The organism is Sphaerothrix gracilis Ecp01, from assembly GCF_030405905.1.
In the GTDB taxonomy this organism is placed as follows: Bacteria; Cyanobacteriota; Cyanobacteriia; order Phormidesmidales; family Phormidesmidaceae; genus Sphaerothrix; species Sphaerothrix gracilis.
In genome coordinates, this window is sequence record NZ_JASATW010000010.1 from 88597 (window position 1) to 108094 (window position 19498).

At 51.2% G+C, this 19498-nt stretch carries 20 protein-coding genes and 1 other RNA gene; 8 read left to right on the forward strand and 13 right to left on the reverse strand.

The window, feature by feature from the left end:
- Positions 1–247: 247 nt before the first annotated feature.
- Entirely contained in the window at positions 248–586 is a 339-nt protein-coding gene (locus QJQ48_RS12800) for an STAS domain-containing protein (protein ID WP_346291625.1), read from the reverse strand.
- Positions 587–947: 361 nt separating this feature from the next.
- Here QJQ48_RS12800 and QJQ48_RS12805 point away from each other — a divergent pair, with 361 nt between their 5' ends.
- Positions 948–1142 (forward strand): hypothetical protein, encoded by a 195-nt coding sequence (locus QJQ48_RS12805; RefSeq protein WP_346291626.1) that lies wholly within the window; start codon positions 948–950, stop codon positions 1140–1142.
- A 184-nt stretch (positions 1143–1326) separates the two neighbouring features.
- Here the strand turns inward: QJQ48_RS12805 and QJQ48_RS12810 are convergent, their stop codons facing one another.
- On the reverse strand, positions 1327–2247 hold the full coding sequence (locus QJQ48_RS12810) for a CPBP family intramembrane glutamic endopeptidase (RefSeq protein ID WP_346291627.1): 921 nt from the start codon (positions 2245–2247) through the stop codon (positions 1327–1329).
- Between the two features lie 270 nt (positions 2248–2517).
- On the opposite strand from QJQ48_RS12810, the gene QJQ48_RS12815 reads away from it, so the two are divergent.
- Complete coding sequence (locus QJQ48_RS12815; RefSeq protein WP_346291628.1) at positions 2518–4944, forward strand: CHAT domain-containing protein; 2427 nt, start codon at positions 2518–2520, stop codon at positions 4942–4944.
- A 132-nt stretch (positions 4945–5076) separates the two neighbouring features.
- Here the strand turns inward: QJQ48_RS12815 and rimK are convergent, their stop codons facing one another.
- The 5 genes from rimK to QJQ48_RS12840 all read right to left on the reverse strand — a co-directional run bounded on the left by rimK (position 5077) and on the right by QJQ48_RS12840 (position 9229).
- Entirely contained in the window at positions 5077–5982 is a 906-nt protein-coding gene (gene rimK, locus QJQ48_RS12820; RefSeq protein ID WP_346291629.1) for a 30S ribosomal protein S6--L-glutamate ligase, read from the reverse strand.
- 8 nt (positions 5983–5990) lie between these two features.
- On the reverse strand, positions 5991–6509 hold the full coding sequence (locus tag QJQ48_RS12825; protein WP_346291630.1) for an ATP-dependent zinc protease family protein: 519 nt from the start codon (positions 6507–6509) through the stop codon (positions 5991–5993).
- Positions 6510–6722: 213 nt separating this feature from the next.
- Positions 6723–6878: a hypothetical protein gene (locus QJQ48_RS12830; protein ID WP_346291631.1), complete on the reverse strand. Its 156-nt coding sequence runs from the start codon at positions 6876–6878 to the stop codon at positions 6723–6725.
- Between the two features lie 183 nt (positions 6879–7061).
- Positions 7062–7450, reverse strand: a transfer-messenger RNA (tmRNA) gene (gene ssrA / locus QJQ48_RS12835).
- A 78-nt stretch (positions 7451–7528) separates the two neighbouring features.
- Positions 7529–9229 (reverse strand): serine/threonine protein kinase, encoded by a 1701-nt coding sequence (locus QJQ48_RS12840; RefSeq protein WP_346291632.1) that lies wholly within the window; start codon positions 9227–9229, stop codon positions 7529–7531.
- A gap of 375 nt (positions 9230–9604) precedes the next feature.
- Between QJQ48_RS12840 and QJQ48_RS12845 the strand changes: the two genes are divergently transcribed.
- On the forward strand, positions 9605–10003 hold the full coding sequence (locus QJQ48_RS12845) for a hypothetical protein (protein ID WP_346291633.1): 399 nt from the start codon (positions 9605–9607) through the stop codon (positions 10001–10003).
- A gap of 101 nt (positions 10004–10104) precedes the next feature.
- On the opposite strand, the gene rpmA is transcribed toward QJQ48_RS12845, so the two are convergent.
- Both rpmA and rplU read right to left on the reverse strand, forming a co-directional pair.
- Positions 10105–10362, reverse strand: coding sequence for a 50S ribosomal protein L27 (gene rpmA, locus QJQ48_RS12850; protein ID WP_346291634.1), 258 nt, complete (start codon positions 10360–10362; stop codon positions 10105–10107).
- Between the two features lie 63 nt (positions 10363–10425).
- The gene (rplU, locus tag QJQ48_RS12855) at positions 10426–10830 is read right to left on the reverse strand and encodes a 50S ribosomal protein L21 (protein WP_346291635.1); all 405 of its coding nucleotides are present in this window, start codon (positions 10828–10830) and stop codon (positions 10426–10428) included.
- 240 nt (positions 10831–11070) lie between these two features.
- On the opposite strand from rplU, the gene argF reads away from it, so the two are divergent.
- Entirely contained in the window at positions 11071–11994 is a 924-nt protein-coding gene (gene argF, locus QJQ48_RS12860; RefSeq protein WP_346291636.1) for an ornithine carbamoyltransferase, read from the forward strand.
- Between the two features lie 81 nt (positions 11995–12075).
- Here the strand turns inward: argF and QJQ48_RS12865 are convergent, their stop codons facing one another.
- The 3 genes from QJQ48_RS12865 to clpS all read right to left on the reverse strand — a co-directional run bounded on the left by QJQ48_RS12865 (position 12076) and on the right by clpS (position 13439).
- Complete coding sequence (locus QJQ48_RS12865) at positions 12076–12228, reverse strand: chlorophyll a/b-binding protein (protein ID WP_346291637.1); 153 nt, start codon at positions 12226–12228, stop codon at positions 12076–12078.
- Positions 12229–12289: 61 nt separating this feature from the next.
- Positions 12290–13147 (reverse strand): CPBP family intramembrane glutamic endopeptidase, encoded by an 858-nt coding sequence (locus QJQ48_RS12870; RefSeq protein ID WP_346291638.1) that lies wholly within the window; start codon positions 13145–13147, stop codon positions 12290–12292.
- Positions 13148–13157: 10 nt separating this feature from the next.
- On the reverse strand, positions 13158–13439 hold the full coding sequence (clpS, locus tag QJQ48_RS12875; protein WP_346291639.1) for an ATP-dependent Clp protease adapter ClpS: 282 nt from the start codon (positions 13437–13439) through the stop codon (positions 13158–13160).
- A gap of 252 nt (positions 13440–13691) precedes the next feature.
- Between clpS and QJQ48_RS12880 the strand changes: the two genes are divergently transcribed.
- The 3 genes from QJQ48_RS12880 to QJQ48_RS12890 all read left to right on the forward strand — a co-directional run bounded on the left by QJQ48_RS12880 (position 13692) and on the right by QJQ48_RS12890 (position 16911).
- Complete coding sequence (locus QJQ48_RS12880; RefSeq protein WP_346291640.1) at positions 13692–14135, forward strand: hypothetical protein; 444 nt, start codon at positions 13692–13694, stop codon at positions 14133–14135.
- A 70-nt stretch (positions 14136–14205) separates the two neighbouring features.
- Positions 14206–16485 (forward strand): ATP-dependent helicase, encoded by a 2280-nt coding sequence (locus tag QJQ48_RS12885; protein WP_346291641.1) that lies wholly within the window; start codon positions 14206–14208, stop codon positions 16483–16485.
- A 108-nt stretch (positions 16486–16593) separates the two neighbouring features.
- A complete protein-coding gene (locus tag QJQ48_RS12890) occupies positions 16594–16911 on the forward strand; it encodes a thioredoxin family protein (protein ID WP_346291642.1) in 318 nt (105 codons plus the stop codon).
- A gap of 43 nt (positions 16912–16954) precedes the next feature.
- Here QJQ48_RS12890 and QJQ48_RS12895 read toward each other — a convergent pair whose 3' ends face one another.
- Positions 16955–18067: a squalene/phytoene synthase family protein gene (locus QJQ48_RS12895; RefSeq protein WP_346291643.1), complete on the reverse strand. Its 1113-nt coding sequence runs from the start codon at positions 18065–18067 to the stop codon at positions 16955–16957.
- A gap of 436 nt (positions 18068–18503) precedes the next feature.
- Here QJQ48_RS12895 and accD point away from each other — a divergent pair, with 436 nt between their 5' ends.
- On the forward strand, positions 18504–19445 hold the full coding sequence (gene accD / locus QJQ48_RS12900) for an acetyl-CoA carboxylase, carboxyltransferase subunit beta (protein ID WP_346291644.1): 942 nt from the start codon (positions 18504–18506) through the stop codon (positions 19443–19445).
- Positions 19446–19498: the final 53 nt, after the last annotated feature.

Sequence of the window (19498 nt, forward strand, 5' to 3'; positions counted from 1 at the left end):
AGCGGATTGCCCTTATTTCCTAAGGCTTGAGCCTGCACCCATAGCTAAAAATGTCCCTGCCGTAGCCGGACAGGGACACTCAAAAATTAACAACAGCTCAAACCGAAAATTTGCCTGAGCTGAACCTATGGAGATCTGGCAGACAGTTGGCCTAACCGCTGACAGCCGTAATTCAAAGACGCTTTACAAAACTAAGTCTAATCGACACTGTCTGAATGATTAGCCGCTATCTTCATATAGGATGAATTTAAGCCGCGATCGCCATCTGAGCCGGACGTGCTTCTAGCATTTCAAAAGCGCGATCGAGCTGAGTGAGTTCAAAAACGATCTTGATAGAGGGGGGAACAGCGCAGAGGCTGAGGCGCTTACCAGAGCGACGAGCAGTTCGCAGTGCCACAACCAAGGCTGCCAGGCCAGCACTGTCCAAAAAGTCAACGCAGCTTAGATCAACCACCAAGCCTGTTGTACTAGCCCCCAGCGCTTTGACCAACTGAGCTTGCACTTCAGCCGCATTAGCCGCATTAAGCACGCCGCTGGGCTGAACAACCGTCATAGAAGAATCTGTTTGGTACATATTTTTAGTCATTTCTCCACCCAACTTGGCGACAACTTACAAAAACTGAACAAAAATTCTTAGACTTTGTAGAAAAGCTACCGTAGATGCCCCGAACTTAAGACTTTTCAGCTCGAGATGCCCAGAGCCGCCTAAACGATTCGTCGAAACTTAACTTCTATCAGGCTTTGTTTAAAGATTCTAGTAAGCGTTTTTACTTAAGGTGCCTCAGAATACAAAAGTGCTTTCACTGATGAAGTGATTTTGATCACCTTTTGACCCAGATCAAGATCACCTGTAGGCGATTGTTCAGATCACAGGTAAGGCGTCGATAGCCACCGACAATTTAAAGTGCGGAACTGGCTGCTAGGTTCGATGTCATGAGTGCCTTGATATGAATCCTGATTTTTCAATTCGTCGTCTGGTGGAGCGAGCAATTTACAGCCGTAAGCTTACTCCCGATATCGAAAATGAGATTAACTACGTGCTAACTCGCTTAGGCTATGTTTCCGATGTGGACTATGAAGCCTTAGAACTGCTCATGGCTGAAATGGATGCCGGTCGGATTCAGCTCGTGCCTAGTTTCTAAAATAGCTGCGTTGTTGCTTGCTGCTGAGGCTGCTTGAGCTAGGTAGCATTAGCGCTGGCATGAGTGATAGTAGCGTCTCTAAACAATTTCTTGCGCTGTGTTGACTGGTTTACTCCTGGGTGTAAACGCTGCTGCTTGCGTATTGTTTACAACCGCAATTGTATTGCCGCACAGGATAGCTCGGTTAGCTCGAAAGCTGCCTAGTTCGCTGCCGACCAAAGCACAAGTAGTAAAAAATTAGCATTTGCCCCAGCAGTAAAATCAGGGTCAAACGCGGATCGCCTGTTTCCTGCGCTGTCAGTAGCGTGGGGGCTGGCAGGGCTGAATCCAGGCTATTGACAAAGACGACGACTAAAATGTTGTTTGCGCTATGAATACCCAAAGCCATTTCTAAACGATTTTCTTTCAGCGTCACCAGCGTTAAAAAAGCGCCAAGAGAAAAATAAATCAAACATAGCCAAAGAGCGCCGCGCTGTAGTTCTGGATTAGCCAAATGCACCAGAAAAAAAAGGCCGCCGTTCACGCTCACTAGGAAAAAACTGTTGCGCGAAATTAAGCTTAGACCCTGTAGCAGATAGGCTCTAAACAATAGTTCTTCGGCAGCGACTTGTAATGGGGTTAGCACCAAAGCAAAGGGAATGAATCGGAGCCAGTCCATGAGGGCAGCAATGGGCTGATAGGACTCTCGGTGCAGACCGTAATCAATTAGGGAAGGAATCCCTAGCAGCAAAAACCACAGACCAAAACCCAGCCAAAAGCGATCGCTCCTAAATTTGCCATCTGCGCTCAGTAAAGAGCTGAGACGGCGGTGGTGCAATCCTCTAATAACAATAAAAATACCGCCATAGAAACAGATAAAAGGAAGATTGTTAAAGATGTAGGCCGCTAGAGAGGGAGACTGCAGCAAATCGATGAGGGCCTGCCCAATATCGTCAATTGGGACGCCGGTAAGCCTACTTTGCCAGGTTAGCCAAGCGATCGCCGCGATCGCAGCCACTATTCCTCCCACCAGGATCCAGGCAAAAGCAATCACGATGACGCCTAAAACATATCGCCACCAGCCGTTTTTGCCCTGTCGGGTCTGATCTAGATATGACTGTCCCATAGTTGCCTAACAGCTTTCTCTGTTCGCAAGTTAAGTTGTCAGCAGTCTTTGCTTCAATATAAGCGTTTTGAGGCGCTTACAATGGGGAACAGGTAGCTTCTGAGCCAGTGATTGAAGCCAACTGAATGAAGCATGAACTGCTATGGTTGCGGCTTGATGTTTTAGTTAATGCGCTATCAAGTTTCTTTGTTTAAGCAAGCACTAATATAGCCTAGCCGGAACTAGCCGCTAGAGTTGTGTTAAGCCAATTAATCGAACAGGGTGAAGGCAGTGACCCAAGAATTTCACATTTCGATTACATCTGTGGGAGCAGAGCGGTATCTAATACGCACAGAACAGGTTGCTCCTGGAACTCCCCTAGCAGAGGAGCAGGTAGTTTGGCCGCTGGCTGACTGGCTCCAGCAAACTCAGCAGCTTATGCATGAACCTTTGAGATCCCTGCTGGCCGGTCACCCCCCTTTTCGCGTGGCCGCTCACTCAGAAGAGGCTGAAGAAGCTGCCGCTGCCGCTGCGGTTTCAGCTAACGCGCCAGGATTAGTCATGCTGGGGCAACAGCTCTACAGCGCTCTTTTTCAAGGCATGATTCGAGATAGCTGGCTGACAGCTCAGGGAATTGCCCAGCACAGCCAGCAGGTTTTACGACTCCGTTTGGGCATTAAGGATCCTAAACTACAAAAATTACCCTGGGAGGTTTTACACGATGGCGATCGCCCACTAGCCACAGGCACCGATCTCACGTTCTGTCGCTATCACTCTGCCTTTGCCACCAGTCCAGGTGCCATGAGCGCGGCCACCACCGCATCTGAGACGCCCTTACGAGCACTGATGGTGGTTTCTGCCCCTGATGACCAAGAAAAACTGGCGCTCAAGCGGGAGGTACAGCAGCTACAGGCTGAACTGCAGCCGCCAGCCGTGCCCGATCCCAGTAAACCCGCCGATGATTTTCAGCCCCTCCAAGTTGAAGTTACCCTGCTAGAGCAGCCTGGTCGAACAGAGCTGGTACAGGCGTTAGAGCAGGGCAAATTTCAGATACTGCACTATGCCGGACACAGCAATCTAGGCAAGACCGGCGGCGATCTTTATTTAGTGAGTCAGCAAACCGGCCTGTCAGAACAGCTCAGCGGTGAAGACCTAGCGGGACTCCTGGTCAACAATGGGGTTCGTTTGGCTGTTTTCAACTCATGTCGAGGTGCTTATTCTGAAGCCGACACCCACGGCGGACAAGAGCAAAATCTGGCGCAGGCTTTGATCAATCGCGGGGTTCCCGGCGTCATCGCTATGGCTGAGCGGATTCCGGATGAGGTAGCCATTACCTTTACGCGCCTGCTCTATCGCAATCTCAGACAAGGTTACTCGATTGACTTAAGCCTCAACCGAACTCGTCAAGGACTGATCTCAGCCTACGGTTCCCATCAGTTTTACTGGGCGCTACCCGTGCTTTACATGCATCCGCGCTTCAACGGAGCCCTGACGAGCCAGCTAGCCAACCCAGTCATGGCCCTAGATAACCTGCTTTTTCCGGCTTCTGCTCAGGCCAATCGCCCTGATGCCTCTCCCCCAGCCGATACCGACAATCTAGTAGCCGCTCTAGAAGCCGATGACGACTATGACGAAGACTTCGCAGTTGTGGCTGATTTACTTCAGCAGCTTTCTCCTCAAGACCCAGAGCAGAGTCAGTCGGCCACGGCAGTTTCAGGCGCACCTGCTGTTTCTACCTCAGAGGCCGCAGCCCTGTCGGACGACAGCCCAGAGACGCCAATTCCGGCAGAAAAAGAGTCTGTGGCTACCGCTGTCCTAGCGAATGGTCAGACGGCCAGCTCGCCAGCCGTTGCTCAGCCCAGCCGATTCAGTCTGAAAGCTTTGTCCTGGCAGCGGCAGCCTAAGCTGTGGCTACCGCTTGTTGGGGCGGCGGCTCTGATTATTGCCGTCGGCAGCGCTAGCGTATTACAGAATGGCCTCGGTAACTCCAGTCTCACAGCAGAACAGATTCTAGAAAATCCGGCTTTGCTAAACGAGCTAGATGAGCTAGATGAAACGATTGATCCAGTGGCGATCGCCACGGTAGCCTTCAACCAAGATCAGCTCTCCTTAGCGCTCAAGATGGTTGAAAGACTCCTAGATGAGAATCGGTTCTCAGCTGCGGCAGAAGTGATCCAGGCAGCCTCGGAAAAGCAGAAAAACAGCAGCGAATATCTCTATCTGCTCGGTCGGCTACAGTGGCAGGGACTTGCTGCTGGCATTCCTGAATACAGTGCCAATGACGCCGCTCGTTCATGGGACGCTGCCGTTGAGCAGCGTCCTAGCGAGATTGAGTACTGGGTTGCTCTAGGGTTTGCTCGCTACGGCCAAAATCAATATCAAGAGGCCATAGCCGCTTGGGAAGAAGCGGTCGCCCTCGACCTGCAGCAGCAAAATATTGCCCCCTTCATCGGCACCGACAATGATGCTTTAGTCGCTAATCCCGTAACCCTCAGTGCCTATGCTGGACTCTCGCTGGCTATGCGGCAGCTTGCCAATCTGCAGCCCAACCTCGAACAGCGCCAACGGGCGCTAAATACCGCCAAAAAGCATTATCTATTCGTGATTCAAGCCGCTCCGAACGACTTTAATAGCGACCGCTCCCTGTCCAGAAACTGGCTATGGCAGGAAGCAGCGATCGCTGACTGGTTTGCCCTCCAAACAGAAATCTTCGAGTAGCTGCTGACGGTCTAGCTGCAGCATCAGGTATGCTATCCCGGATCAGCCCCAGATTAGCCTTTTTAGCAGCTCCAGAATCAATCCTGTAGCTCTATAGCTCTATGCCGCGATCGCCCGAAAGCTGACAGGCAGCTAATATTTGATGCGATCGCGGGTATTACCTGCTGCAGCATTCTTTTCCAAAAACTCAATAATCTTGCCTGCAACATCAATACCGCTAGCTGCCTCAATCCCCTCTAATCCCGGCGACGAATTCACTTCCATCACCACAGGCCCGTGATTTGAGCGCAAGATATCGACGCCAGCGACCCGCAGCCCCATAGCCTTGGCAGCCCGTACGGCTGTGCTACGTTCTTCAGGCGTGAGCTTAATTTTGGCGGCAGTACCGCCGCGATGAATATTAGAGCGAAACTCCCCCGGTGCGCCCTGCCGCTTCATGGCCGCAATCACCTTGTCTCCAACGACAAAGCAGCGAATATCCATACCGCCTGCTTCTTTGATAAATTCTTGCACCAAAATATTGGCATCTAAGCCCCGAAAAGCTTCAATCACCGAGGTTGCCGCCTGTTTCGTCTCAGCCAAAACCACGCCAATTCCCTGAGTACCTTCCAGCAGCTTGATCACTAAAGGCGCTCCCCCTACGATGTCCAGCAGTCCCTCAATGTCTTTAGTGGAATGGGCAAACCCAGTCACGGGCAGGCCAATGCCACGGCGGGCCAAAATTTGTAAACAGCGCAGCTTATCGCGCGATCGCGAAATTGCCTGAGATTCGTTGGCGGAAAAGACACCCATAATCTCAAATTGCCGCACCACTGCTGTGCCATAAAACGTTTTAGACGCGCCAATCCGGGGAATGATGGCATCTAATCCCTCCAAAGGCTTGCCGGAGTAGATCACTTTAGGATTATGGGCGGTGATATTCATGTAGCAGCGCAAATAGTCAATGACCTGCATCTCGTGGCCGCGCTGCTCACCCGCTTCTTTCAGCCGCTGCGTAGAATAGAGAGATGCTTTTTGAGAAAGAATTGCAAATTTCATTGCCTAACTTACTGAATTGAACCTGAACTGAGGTGAGGGGAATGAGTAGCACTTTGCACGAATGACTGTCCAGGATCCACCACAAATCGCCTCCTGATGGCCTGACGCCCCAGCAGCATGGGAAAGCCCATCTGGGTTCTGTCAGTAAGCGTTAGCTCAATCGGCCACCGCCATGCTTTAATCGCTACGTGAGTCCGAATAATGGAGCGCAGTTCCGCCTGACCACTGGAACTGCGCACGTGACGCTGATCTAACAGCTCAGCTTCAACCCTCAAAGGCTGATTGGGTTGCTGGTAGTTGCTGAACACCGCAAACCGAACCCAGTTGCGTTCGGCTCGACTAAAAGGCTCAATCTCTAGAGCGTGGAGCGCTGAAGAGCGGGCTCCAGTATCGATCTTAGCTTTGAGCTTGACAATGCCCAAGTCAGGAAGTGCAAGCCATTCTCGCCAGCCAAGAATGGGCAAGTCAGTTTGCTGAGAAATCGTCACGGCCCAAGCGCTGCCATAAACACCCTCCTCAGGGTACATGGTTTTGCCTCTGGTGCGGCAATTCATCGTTTATGACGGCTTATTTTCAGAGATTAAACCCGTTAGAGGAGCTATATTTAGCCCTCTAAACACCCCTGACTTCTCTGAGATTGACTGCGTTCAGCGCTGTCTAATACCTCTATTTTCAATCAACATCTAAGCTTGACTAAAACTTCAAATAAGACCGCTTTACATTGAAAATTTTTGTAAATTTCAGTGAAAACGTTCTTCCGGTCGAAAAGCCTTATGCCAGCATTTTTCTAAATAGTTGATCTGATATGAACGCCAGAAACGACGGGGGTTGAGGATGGTTTTGTAGTTGGCGCTAAAAACCGGCTGCTTGAGGTACTGCCAAATCGGAAATTCCATTTTCTTATGTCTCGAAGTCATCACAAAAAGCAGGTATGAGAGGCGTGCTTTTTATTGCAAATTCGCCCTAAAGCACTAAAGGTAAATACCAAGGTTTACTCTCAGTATAAGCATGCCCAAAGCAGCTTCCCCTGTACTCAGCAGTAGGGTAGAAAAATATTTAATATTTAGAAGAAAAGTTTAAAATGGAGCTGACGGGAGTCGAACCCGTGTCCGCCCTGAGTATTAACACTTCACTCATTCACAGGCTTAGCCTCTTTAACCCTTGAGGCGGGGACTCTCATTTATCCCTGAGAGTAGGATGCTCTGGTAAAGGTCTTTGCTAATGAATTCACCAGAGGGAACGCATTAGCGCATCCGTTGGGGTTAGGTCCACAGTCCTTAACGGAGTCAGACCGTGAACGCTCGCGAAAGAGTTTTTAAGCTACAGCTACTGCTGCTTGCTTGCGAGCAAAAGGAACGATGTTATTCGCACTTACTTTTGTTTTGAGCCTGGATTTACGAGAGGTGACTCACTCTCGGCCTGTATCACAAAGTGACTTTCGTCAGTACGTCGAAACCGTTACAGCCCCTTGTAGATATGTGCTTCTTAGTATAGCTTAGAGAATCCGAGATTGCCGAGGGCTATTCCTCAAATCAATCATGACGGGTTACGGGTGTAGCTCCCGCTCCCACACGCCTATGTAAATGCGATCGCGGTCGTTGCGTTCTACCAAGCCCTTCAGAGCCCCCTGTTCAAACGTAAAGCGATCGAGCTGACGGGACTGTACTTTAGCCAAATTACCCTGAACCACAACGGTTGCTGGAACTTCCAGCATTTCATCTAAGGCTGACTGCATCACTGCTAGCGGTATGCTTTGGGCAAAGGCGGCTTCTGTCTGACGCACTCGGCGCGATTCGGTGTCATAGAGATATCCCAAAGTCACTTGCTCAGGCTCAATTTCGTACAGCACTGCTTCCGTATTGGGCCAGTATCCCCTGCGAGAGGAGTCAGGACTGCCGAGCTGCTTTTCTATCTGCGTTTCTCTCGCACCAACGGCGAATACAGGAACGCTAATATTCGCTGCAGATTCGCTATCGGAAGAGGAGGTCAAATCATTTTGGTCAGTATCGGCAGTATCTGTCTCTTCCAGCTCTGAGTTTTCTGAGGACTCCGGGTCGCTATCGCTGTCATCGCTATTATCCTGATCAAGGGTGAGGTCGGGATCAGCAGGTTCAAGATCAGCAGGTTGTTCAGAAGTTGGGGGGGGAGAAACCGGGTTGTTAGTCTGGTTGAATGAGCGCTGGGCGGCTGTCACCGCTAATCCGCCGACTACGATAATGGCGCTGGCGATCGCGCTCCACAGCAGCCAAGGTGGATGCGGGCGAGATGGCTGGACGGCAGCAGCGGTTGCTTTGGCGGCAGCAGGCTCAGCACTGGTCGGATGAGTCGTAGCTGAACGCCGAGGCGCCACCGCCATCGTCGCTGCGGTAGTTGGTGTAGCCGGGGCACTGGTAGCGGCAGGGGCGATCGCGGCGGCTGTAGACTCCGGCAGTAGCCTGAGCCATTGTTCCACAGTGCTAGGGCGATCCTCGGACTCTAGCTTCATGCCTCGTAAAATAGCGTCGTTGGTCTGATGCGTAATCTGAGGATTGAGATCGCGGGGAGCAGGCAGTGGTTGGCGATCGCGCAGAATAGAGGCCACAGGTATCTGAGCAGTCACTAATGCATAGAGAGTCGCTGCTAGCCCGTAGACATCCGTAGCGGGTGTCCGCTTGGCCTGGGTCATATATTGTTCAATAGGCGCGTATCCTGCTGAAATCAAGCTGGTATGAGTTTGAATCTGTCCGGCCTGAAATTCCCGGGCAATGCCAAAATCAATCAGAACTACCGACTGCGTTCCCGTCCGCACAATAATGTTGTGCGGTTTGATATCTCGGTGCAGCAGTCCAGCTTCATGTACCGCTGTGAGGGCTGACCCAATCTGCCGCACATACTCTATGGCCGTAGATTCGGGCAGCGGCGACTGAGGAAAAACAATCTCCCCCAAAGATTGACCAGGGATGTAGTCCATCACCATGAAGGGCAGGCCAGCCTCAACAAAGTAATCGCTAATTCGCACAATGTTGGGGTGTATGCACTGAGCCAGCCGCTGGGCCTCGTGCTGAAACTGCTGCTTGAGGGTCTGAAAGTCAGGGGAATTAAGGCTGTTCTGGTTGAGCGTTTTGATGACAACTGGCTGACCGAGCAGGTGGTGAAATGCCTGAAAGGTGACCCCAAAACCGCCCGTACCCAGGAGCTGCTTGAGCGTATACTTGCTGTCTTGTAAAGTTTGACCTACTTGCGGCAAAGATATACCAGATGAGTTCATGAAATTTTCCGCATCCTACAGACAGCAGTTGCATTAAGGACATCTTAGTAGAATCGTTGGGCTGAGTGGGCTGCCACTAGCCCCGGAGGCTTGGCAAAACGAGAGATGCCACAGCGGGCATAGCGCAGCCCCCCTAGACGGTGTCACCCACTTTTTTAAGGCCGCGATCGCCGTAGATAAGCCCTGAGTTATTACGGTAATTAGCTTTCGTAAAGTAAATGGCGGAGGTTTTCACCTATAATATTTTCTTAAGCTTCGCTCTTGTCAGCCAAGCCTTAATTTATTGAAAACGGGTAGGCAGAGTCTTGTAAACTCACTCTTAAAAGACAATTTTATTGAGCGGTATAAACTATTACAGACGGGGGGAGACAGCGCATGAGTAACACAACTGATACATCAACCAACGGCAAACCAGAACAGGACCAAGAAAAGCAAAAAGGAAATAAGGGCGGCCTTGTCCGAGCCGACATCAAGCATGAAGAAATCGTAGTTTTATCCGACAACACGCGGTTGCTTTCAACCAACACGTTACCCAACAATCGGCCCATTACCGCTTCCAACCAGCATGTTGCTCACATGCTGACGGTTGCTGGCAGACGCCCCGTCATGGAAGATACCTTTGAGATTGCCAACTTAGACACCCTGCCCGGACATCGGCCCGTTGCTGTCAGCAAGCTAGTGATTTCTGATGTGGGTATGCTGCCCGGCAATCGCCCCATTGCCTCCAACGACATCGACGAAGATCCGACGGCGCTGATGGGATATCTAGATTAAATTTAGTTATCAAGATCCAGCAGTTTTTTCTAGTCAAAAAGGGGAGCAGTTTTTACAACCGCTCCCCTTTCTCATTAAGCCAAACCTAGCCTCGGCGGGGTCTAGGTTGCAGGGTAAACGCTGACTTTCTTGCTGCTGCGGCCCTTGCGCTCAAAAGTAACCATGCCGTCAACCAGGGCGAATAAGGTATCGTCGCCGCCGCGACCAACATTATTTCCCGGATGGTATTTGGTACCCCGTTGGCGAATCAAAATATTGCCAGCGCGCACAGCCTGCCCGCCAAAACGCTTGACCCCTAGCCGCTGCGCGTTTGAGTCGCGGCCGTTGCGAGTGCTTCCCGTTCCCTTCTTGTGAGCCATATTTCTCCCTTTTACCTAGAACTCAATCTTAAAACAGATATCAGCCAGTTAGCCTAAAAAAGCCTACTCTTCAGCTTGCTGTTCAGCTTCATCGGTATCAGTGTCAGCACTGCCTGCTGCTGGCTGAGCAGACTCTGTACCAAAAGTCTTACCGTTGAGGCTGATAGAGTCAATCATCAGCCGGGTCAGCTCCTGACGGTGGCCCTGCTTTTTACGCGTCTTTTTCTTGGGACGCATCTTGTAAACGATGATTTTGCGTCCTCTGAGCTGACTCATTACCGTTGCGCTGACGGTGGCCCCCTCAACTAAGGGCTGACCAATGCTGACGCCGTCATCGTGAGCCACAAAAAGGACGCGGTCAATTGTGAGCTGCTCGTCAGTTTCACTAGATAGGCGATCGACATCATAAAATCGACCGGGTTCTACCCGCAACTGTTTGCCACCCGTCTCAATAATTGCGTAAGCCATGCTGAAATATGTTCTCCTTGCCGTACAGGTAGCTGTCCTGAAAGTAGCTTTTAATCGCAGCTTTTTGAGTGATACCTGATCCGAGCCAAAATTTTAGACAGACAGTTAGCCAGTATGACGATTTAAAGGGGCTATTGTCAAGCTCTGATGCGCGGAATTTGGCGAGAGCTGCCAAAAAGTTAGATTCGGTCTGCTGAAATCTGATAGGTTTAGTTTTTACCGTCGGCACCAGGGATAAGTATGGAGTCTTTGAAAGGGCGAGACCTGTTGAGTATTGCTGATTTGAATCCAGGTGAGATTCGATTGTTGCTAAAACTAGCCGCCGATTTAAAGCGCGGTCAGATTGAGCTGCGGTGTCCCCGAAAAGTCCTGGGACTGCTGTTTCAAAAGGCATCTACGCGAACGCGCGTCAGCTTTTCAGCGGCGATGTATCAGCTAGGCGGTCAGGTTATTGACCTCAATGCTAACGTTACCCAGATCAGCCGGGGCGAGCCTACCGTCGATACTGCCCGCGTACTCGATCGCTACTTAGATGTCCTCGCTATTCGCACGTTTGCCCAAGCAGAGCTGGTGAAATTTGCTCAATATGCCGACATTCCGGTGATCAACGCCCTAACGGATATAGAGCATCCCTGTCAGATTTTGGCTGACTTGTTAACCATTCAGGAAACGTTTGACGACTTAGCGGGACTAACATTGACTTATTTGGGAGATGGCAATAACGTCGCTCATTCTTTGATGCTGGGCTGCGCTCTGGTGGGAATGAACATAGTTGTGGCTACTCCGGCTGGTTACGAACCCGATCAAACTGTGACCCAGCAGGCTCAAGAACTGGCTGGCAATCGCAGTCAGGTCGTTGTGACTCAGGATGCTCAGGCGGCTGTCTCTGGCGCTCAGGTTCTCTATACCGATGTTTGGGCCAGCATGGGCCAGGAAGAGTCCGCTGATGTACGTATTCCTATCTTTCAGCCCTATCAGATCAATGCTGGTTTGGTGAAGCAAGCTGATAAGTCGGCTATCGTGCTGCACTGTCTGCCAGCCCACCGGGGAGAAGAAATCACGGATGAGGTGATTGAGGGGACACAGTCTCGGATTTGGGATCAGGCCGAGAATCGGCTGCACGCGCAAAAAGCGCTGCTGACGGCTCTACTGGGCGTGGCCTAAAAGAAAAGAGCTGGAGGCCGCGGCCTCCAGCTCATCTCAGGTTGATTTTGAGGCTGCGGCCCTTGAAGCGCAGCCAGATTTTTACAGAATGCCGAGAAACTGGAGAACGCCTTGCCCGGAGACAAGCTCAATCACGACGGCAGTGACGAAGCCCAGCATGGCAAGGCGACCGTTCAGGCGCTCTGCCGCTGGCGTAAATCCGATTAAATTGGTGGGTTTATTGGGTTGGGTCATGATGGCGTTAGTTAATATTTGTTAACCATTCTAGCTCGATTAACAGCTCTATGCGTGACTTTTAGCGATTAATTCCCTGCCAGCGAATACTGCGAAAGCCTAAGGCGATCGCGCTCAGCAGCAGTAACCCCAGTCCGCCAGCTAGCGGATTGCCGCCGATGCCCGTCACCCAGTCCGGAACACGGTTAGAGACAGTTACCCAGTCGCTCACGTCTACAACGTAATAAGCCCAGACCAGTCCGGCATGTAGTCCTGCAGGTGCGGCCAAATCACCGGCAGGTAGCTGCGATCGCCTCGTGGTAGCCCGCTTAGCCCACACCAATGCCAGCCCCAAAAGAAAAAGACCCAAAAACTGCGGCCAGGTTTCTAAAATGGCCGCCCAAGGACGAATAAAGTGGGCTAAGGCAAACAGCAGGCTGCTGCTGCAGAGGGCGATCGCGGGGGAATAGTCCTGCTCTAGCTCACTCAGCAGCCAGCCGCGAAACAAAATCTCCTCCGCCCAGCCAATGCCAATGGCCGTAATCAAACCGGCTAAAGCCGTTTGTCCTAGCTGACTAATTGGCTCTGCTTCAGCCCAGCCTAGCCCTATTTCTAGCGTGAACAGGAGGCCGACTCCAGCCGCCCCTACTAAGAAAGAGCACAAGAACCAGAGCGCCGTTCGCCTTGAAAAAGTCAGGCCATAATAAGACAGCGGGCGCGGCAGACCATGAACGCGCCGCCCCCAGCCTCGCAGCAGCCCCATAAATATGAGATAAAGCAGAATCAGAGCCACAATAAAAATGCGCTCTGACTGATACCAGGTTGCTAGCAGACCAATTGCGATCGCAATTGGCCCCCACAGCAGCATCAAGATAGCCAAAAAAAGGCCGATTCTAAGAGGCGCACCTCGGCGAGCGATCGCTGGCCAGTTAATTTTCAATCAGTAAATCCTAATCTTCTGGCTCAATCGTACTGGTTAAACCGTGTCCCCGTAGACCCTCGCAGTAAAACTCAGCATGTTCTAAAGCACAGGTAATTACCAGCGCTACGCCCTTAGAATGTGCCTGCATCATGATATCGACAGCCTGAGGCATGGTCAGGCTAGAAACCGTCTTCATCAAGGCTTCGACGACATGCTCCATTGAGTTATAGTCATCATTGTGCAAGAGAACCCGATAGCGCGGTGCTAGCTTGCGAGTCGTTGAACGCTTTTCGATCGTTTCAACAGACACTATGAATACTCCTTCCTGAAATAGCTAAAGAACGTTATGAGCGATTCATGTCAGCAGGAAATCCATTTGCGATTAGCAAGCTTGCCTGCGTAGTCGCAACTGCACTGACTTTTCTCTCAGGCTAAACGAAGACTTCAGTTCCTGACAACCACGATTGTTGATGTATCGACGCATACTTAAAGAGAAGAAGTTGGACTCCGAATACCTGATAACTGATTGTCTGAGTCAAGAGGTTTTGGGTGGCTGCTACCTATGAATGAAGAAAACCCTGGGTCAATTCGTCCTCATCAGATTATTTTCCTAGAACATCAAGCTGTGCGACTTTACGCAGAGGCAATTGATGTTGTGCCGGCGCGGCAGCTTTGCTGGGCTAGACCCCTGATGCTGATTGTCTGTACTTCAGCAGCGGAACTGGAAATGTTAGCGGTTGGGGAGGCCGATATTGCCCAACTCTATCCTTTAGAAGAGGCCCCTGATCTGCTTTGGCCGCTGGACTTCTTTCAGGCTGCTTTGGACTTAGAAGTGATTTCGCTGCTCAGTCAGGCCCAAAGCTTATCCGCTGCTGACCAGCAGCGGCGCGGCTTACAGCAGCTACACTATCTGATTAAGCAAATTTGGCAGGCCCATCCTGAACTATTTGTCAAATCCGAGTCGGCCTCTGTCGCAATGCCGCGTAGTGAAAAAGGATTGCTTTGAAATTTAGCGGCAGTCCCCTGCGGCCCGCGCTTCCCGGCGACTGATTTTCCCCTCATGCTTATTCAGTGCTATGCTCACCCGCCTTGATCGCCAATCTCAAATTGACCGCTGGCGCAGCCAGCTCCGGCCCGGACAGCAGGCGTTCGCTGACTGGTCAGGCGGACCTCTAGCCGTTTCTGCCGTTCCTGGCTCTGGCAAATCTACCGGCATGGCTGTGGGCGCTGCGATCGCGATCGCCCGGCATCAGCTTCATGGGCGACGTCAACTGGTCTTAGTCACGTTTACTCGCTCTGCTGCCGCTAACCTTAAAGCCAAGGTTCGCTACTACTTAAAGGAACTAGCGCTACCGCAAAACAGTTTTGTCGTTTTTACGCTGCACGGACTGGCCCTCAACATTGCCACTCGCAGCCCTGATCTATCGGGCATTCATTTAGATACCTTGACGCTCATCTCCCCTAGCCGGGGTCATCGGCTGATTCGGGCCTGCGTTGAGCAGTGGATTGTCAGTCATCCCCAGCTTTACCAGCAGCTACTCGAAGGCCAGCAGTTTGACGGCGAAGAAACCGAACGGCTCAGACGGCAATCGGTTTTGCGCACTGAAATATTACCTGAGCTAGCCAGCACCGTAATTCATGAAGCAAAAAGCTCAGGCCTGACACCAGCGATGTTGGCTCAGATAGAGGCCAATTCAACGAAAGCCCTGCCAGTCGGGCTGAGAGACTATCAAATTTTGACGGTTGCAGCCGGTCTGTATGCTAGCTACCAAACCCTGCTACAGCAGCGTCAGCTCATTGATTATGATGATATGGTGCTGGCAGCGCTGCGGGTATTGGCAGATCCGGCAATGCGCCAGTTTTGGCAAACTCGATTCTTTGCCATTTTTGAAGATGAGGCCCAGGATTCCTCACCGCTACAAACCCGTCTCCTAGAAATTTTGGCCAGCGAGGGTCAAAACTCGGCTCAGGCAGCAAATCTAGTCCGCGTAGGCGATCCCAATCAGGCAATCAACTCAACCTTTACACCTGCCGATCCGGTCTTTTTCAATCAGTTTTGCCAAAACTGTCAGCAGCAGGGCCGACTGGCCACCATTGAGCAGGCCGGTCGGAGTACGGCCACGATCATGCAGGCTGCCAACCGGCTATTGACTTGGGTAAACCAGAACCATGTGGGCGATCCGCCTTTTAGACCGCAGGCAATTCAGGCAGTTAGCGCTGACGATCCTCAGCCTGACGCTAATCCAGCGGCTATTGGCCGGGGTGTTGAAATCTATCAGCCTGAAAATGTTGAACAGACTGTACGGCTGATAGCTCAGCGGGTTGCGGCTCTGCTAGCTGAAGATCCCAGCCGAAATGCAGCCATTTTGGTACGTGAGTATCGCCAGGGTCGCTTTGTCCGACGCTTACTGCAAGATCCAACTACATTAGGAGTTGATTTAGAGTCCTGTGGGATTAACTTATATGACGTGGGAGAACGCGATCGCCAGTCTGACATTCCGGCTGAAATGCTGGCCATGCTGCAGTTTATCGAACGGCCCCACTCGGCAGATCGACTTAAAGCGGCGCTGCAAATTTTGGTCAAGCGGCAGCGTATTCCCACCCAAGATCTCAATCAGTTAGTGAGTCAACCAGAGCAGTTCCTTTATCCAGGGCCGCTAGATCCGGTGCTGAGCAGTGAAGCTGCTAGGCAAGCACGTCGCTACTGCCAGGGAATTTTGCGATCGCGTTTAGAACTGCCGCCCTATCACCTCATTTCCTTTTTGGGGCTAACCCTGCAGTACAACCAAAGCGAACTGGCCACCGCCGATAAGTTAGCCACTCGCATAGCTCAGCAAACCTTGGGTGAAAGCAGTTTAGCCTCAATGCTTCAGGCTTTACGAGAAACGGTAGACTCTGAGCGATTTGAGGCTGTAGAGACAGAGGATGTCGATGCTATCTATACCCGCCCCGGGCAGCTAACGCTGATGACCATGCATAAGGCTAAAGGGCTAGATTGGGATATCGTTTTTATTCCTTTTCTGCACAGGCAAACTATTCCCGGCGACATCTGGATACCGCCTCAAACTCGATTCTTAGGTGACTTCGCCGTGGCTGAAGTCGCTCGGGCACAAGTCCGCGCCGCTATTCACAACTTAGAAGCAGGAGACAGCGCTATGCCCGATGTGCTGACGGCCTGGCAGGCGGCGACTGAGCTAAAACAGGCTGAGGAATTTCGGCTGCTTTACGTAGCGATGACGCGGGCCAAGCGCCTACTTTGGCTTTCGGCGGCTCAACAGGCTCCTTTTAGCTGGAGCAAACCTGAAAATCTCCAGGCCGCTCAGCCAAGTCCGGTGCTGTCCGCTCTGCAGTCCTAAAATCAGCGGCGATCGCCACATATCCGTCCAAAAGCCGCAAATTTCTCCTCAACTGGTCGGATTCAGGTCAAGGTAGGATTTAGTTGTTGTCTCAACCTAGCGAACAGCATGACTGTAGCCGTTATAAAGTTTTCTTCTGAAGACTGCGGTATTTGCCACAAAATGTCCTTTTACGATCAGAAAGTCGCTCAAGAATTAGGGCTTGACTTCATTGATGTCAAAATGCAGGATACGACAACCTACCGGCAGTATCGCAAAATTTTGCTGGCCCAATATCCCGATAAGGCTGAGATGGGCTGGCCAACCTACCTGATCTGCGAAAATCCAGCCGCAGATTTTCAAATCTTGGGGGAGGTTAAAGGCGGGCATCCCAAGGGCGAGTTTCGTCAACGCCTACAAACCGTCTTAGATACAGCCGCTGCCTAAGCTGTTGTCTAAAAAGCTGTCATTTCAACAAGTTGCGCTGGCTTCAGGCTTTCTGAGATTTTGGCACTGGTGCAAAAAAAGATTGGGATAGGTTTTTTGCCGGAAAGCGGTAAGCAGCTTTCCTAAAGCGCAAAAACTGCGTTGCTTCTGTCTGCAGCGGCCAACGGTTGAGAACCTGCAGCCCTGTTTGCATGGTTCTAATTACCGTGGGGCTTAATCTGAGAAAGCGCGAGATTTCTGAAAGCCGATAGCTTTTTTGAATCCTGCTAGCCGCAACTGGGATATGTTGATAAGCCAGGTCGCGTCGGACTTCAAACCAGTAGCGTTCGGGAAACTGCTGGAAGTCGTAATGGCAGATCTGTAGGACTCGCTCTACACGGTTGTAGCGATGAATACACCAGTCTCTCAGCATTTCCCAGGAGGGATGTAGATCTTGGGCCAGAATGAGGCTAACTGTCTGCTGCCGCACTCTGGGCAGATATTCTTCCGTCCAAAACTGCATCATCTGAAAGTAGCCGGGGCGATCAAAACAGGTCATGGACAAAATCTCTGAGCGCTTCACCCCGAAGTTAGCCAAGACCTCTTCTGGGAAGTAGCAAACACCTTGTAGCGCATCTTCGCGCAGATCGCGCAGGTTGTTGTAAAACTGATCGACTAGGCCAAAATAGCAGATCGCCTGCCGGTGCTGAGCCGAGATGAAGGGGAAGCACTGGAAAAAAGACCCGGCAATGCGTTCGAGCATCTGTTCGTAATCATGCAGCGTTTCGATCGCCAGATTAGGCTGGTGATAATCACGCATCGCTTCAATATATCGATCCCATACCCGCAGTGAGACATTTGCCTCGTCCTGCTCGGTCACGCCTAGCTGGGCCAGATAGTTGAGGATTTGCCAGTGCTGGTGTTCAGCGGCAATTTCTCCCGTCTCAAATAGACGTTTCCAGGCGTGATAGAAATTCTCAAATTCTGAACTATGCTGCAGCAATTGATCCTGCTCGGCCAGGCGATCAATCCAGCGCAGCCAGTATAGACGCTGGATCCAGGCTTGCTGAATATCGGGGGCTAAATGAACTAACCAAGCTGCGTTATCTTCGTCTTTAAGAGCATCGTCTGCGATCGCATCGTACTTAGAAGAGCTGGCCAATTTTAAAGAAGTCATCTTGGTAGATAGAATCTCGCCCCATTACTCTCTGCAGCATAAACAAATCGTTACCTGAGCGCCTCGCAGTATTCACTTAGGTTTTAGGCGCTACCGGCTGTTGTCCGTAAATCTGCGGGAATGCCTGCAAATATTTGACCTCCCTCAGCGCCGCTGGAGTTCAGTAAATTTGTGGCCTGTCCATTCCGGTAGCCAGAGACAAAAGGCTGTGGGCTTCACTAATTTTTACAAACTGGGTGTGGGCCTTATTATAAAAGTCTTTTGACTTTTAGCGGTGTAGGGTTTATCCCTGCGATCGCAAAACAAAAATTACGATCTTAGGCAGCAGCGTGGATCGAAGCTATTAGGATTAAAATCATAGTTCTATTACAAATTTGGGAGAAAGCTCCAACAAGCAAGATAGAGCTTTAGTGATTGCAGTAGGGTAGAAAGTTTCATGTCCCTGTTCGACTGGTTTGCAAATCGAAGAAAGTCAGGCCCCATTAGCAAAGATCGCCAAGAGCGCGAAATTGCCGATGGCCTATGGACAAAGTGTGAGGCCTGCGGTGTTTTGACCTACACTAAAGACCTGCAAAATAATCAAAAAGTTTGTCCGGAATGTGGGCATCATCATCGCATTTTTAGCGATGAGCGGATTCAGCAGCTTACCGATACCAACACCTGGCAGCCTCTAGATACTCACATTTGGCCGCAAGACCCGCTGAAGTTTCGCGATCGCAAAGCTTACCGCGATCGCCTGCGGGATATGCAAAGTAAAACCGGACTTAATGACGGGGTGCAGACTGGCGTTGGCGAAATTGATGGCCTTGCCTTTGGCTTGGGCGTGATGGATTTTCGCTTTATGGGGGGCAGCATGGGATCAGTTGTGGGCGAAAAGCTGACGCGCCTGATCGAGCGGAGTACCCGCGATCGCCTGCCGGTGGTCATTGTATGCGCTTCTGGCGGCGCTAGAATGCAGGAGGGAATGCTGAGCTTGATGCAGATGGCTAAGATCTCTGCTGCCCTAGAGCGCCATCGTTCCCAGCAGTTGCTCTACATGCCAGTACTTTCCCATCCCACCACCGGGGGAGTCACTGCCAGTTTTGCCATGTTAGGAGACATCATTATCGCTGAACCTCAGGCTACAATTGGCTTTGCAGGGCGGCGAGTGGTAGAGCAGACTTTGCGCGAAAAGCTGCCTGAAGATTTTCAAACAGCCGAATATTTGCTGAAGCACGGCTTTGTTGACATCATCGTGCCGCGAACTCAGCTAAAGCAGACCCTTGCCCAACTGATTCGTTTGCATCAGCCTTTGGCGGAAGATGCTAAGTCTAAGCCTTTAGACGAAGCCGTTCATTTCAATCAAATTAGCGTTCAGCCCTCGATGCACTTTGGCTAATAGCCCTCAGCTGTTCCACCGCAGTTGTAGGTGAAAGCGAATAGAACACTTTG

Coding starts and splice junctions, on each gene's coding strand:
- QJQ48_RS12800 (WP_346291625.1), bottom strand. CDS start 586: ATGACTAAAAATATGTACCAAACAGATTCTTCTATGACGGTTGTTCAG.
- QJQ48_RS12805 (WP_346291626.1), top strand. CDS start 948: ATGAATCCTGATTTTTCAATTCGTCGTCTGGTGGAGCGAGCAATTTAC.
- QJQ48_RS12810 (WP_346291627.1), bottom strand. CDS start 2,247: ATGGGACAGTCATATCTAGATCAGACCCGACAGGGCAAAAACGGCTGG.
- rimK (WP_346291629.1), bottom strand. CDS start 5,982: ATGAAATTTGCAATTCTTTCTCAAAAAGCATCTCTCTATTCTACGCAG.
- QJQ48_RS12825 (WP_346291630.1), bottom strand. CDS start 6,509: ATGTACCCTGAGGAGGGTGTTTATGGCAGCGCTTGGGCCGTGACGATT.
- QJQ48_RS12830 (WP_346291631.1), bottom strand. CDS start 6,878: ATGGAATTTCCGATTTGGCAGTACCTCAAGCAGCCGGTTTTTAGCGCC.
- QJQ48_RS12840 (WP_346291632.1), bottom strand. CDS start 9,229: ATGAACTCATCTGGTATATCTTTGCCGCAAGTAGGTCAAACTTTACAA.
- QJQ48_RS12845 (WP_346291633.1), top strand. CDS start 9,605: ATGAGTAACACAACTGATACATCAACCAACGGCAAACCAGAACAGGAC.
- rpmA (WP_346291634.1), bottom strand. CDS start 10,362: ATGGCTCACAAGAAGGGAACGGGAAGCACTCGCAACGGCCGCGACTCA.
- rplU (WP_346291635.1), bottom strand. CDS start 10,830: ATGGCTTACGCAATTATTGAGACGGGTGGCAAACAGTTGCGGGTAGAA.
- argF (WP_346291636.1), top strand. CDS start 11,071: ATGGAGTCTTTGAAAGGGCGAGACCTGTTGAGTATTGCTGATTTGAAT.
- QJQ48_RS12865 (WP_346291637.1), bottom strand. CDS start 12,228: ATGACCCAACCCAATAAACCCACCAATTTAATCGGATTTACGCCAGCG.
- QJQ48_RS12880 (WP_346291640.1), top strand. CDS start 13,692: ATGAATGAAGAAAACCCTGGGTCAATTCGTCCTCATCAGATTATTTTC.
- QJQ48_RS12885 (WP_346291641.1), top strand. CDS start 14,206: ATGCTCACCCGCCTTGATCGCCAATCTCAAATTGACCGCTGGCGCAGC.
- QJQ48_RS12890 (WP_346291642.1), top strand. CDS start 16,594: ATGACTGTAGCCGTTATAAAGTTTTCTTCTGAAGACTGCGGTATTTGC.
- QJQ48_RS12895 (WP_346291643.1), bottom strand. CDS start 18,067: ATGACTTCTTTAAAATTGGCCAGCTCTTCTAAGTACGATGCGATCGCA.
- accD (WP_346291644.1), top strand. CDS start 18,504: ATGTCCCTGTTCGACTGGTTTGCAAATCGAAGAAAGTCAGGCCCCATT.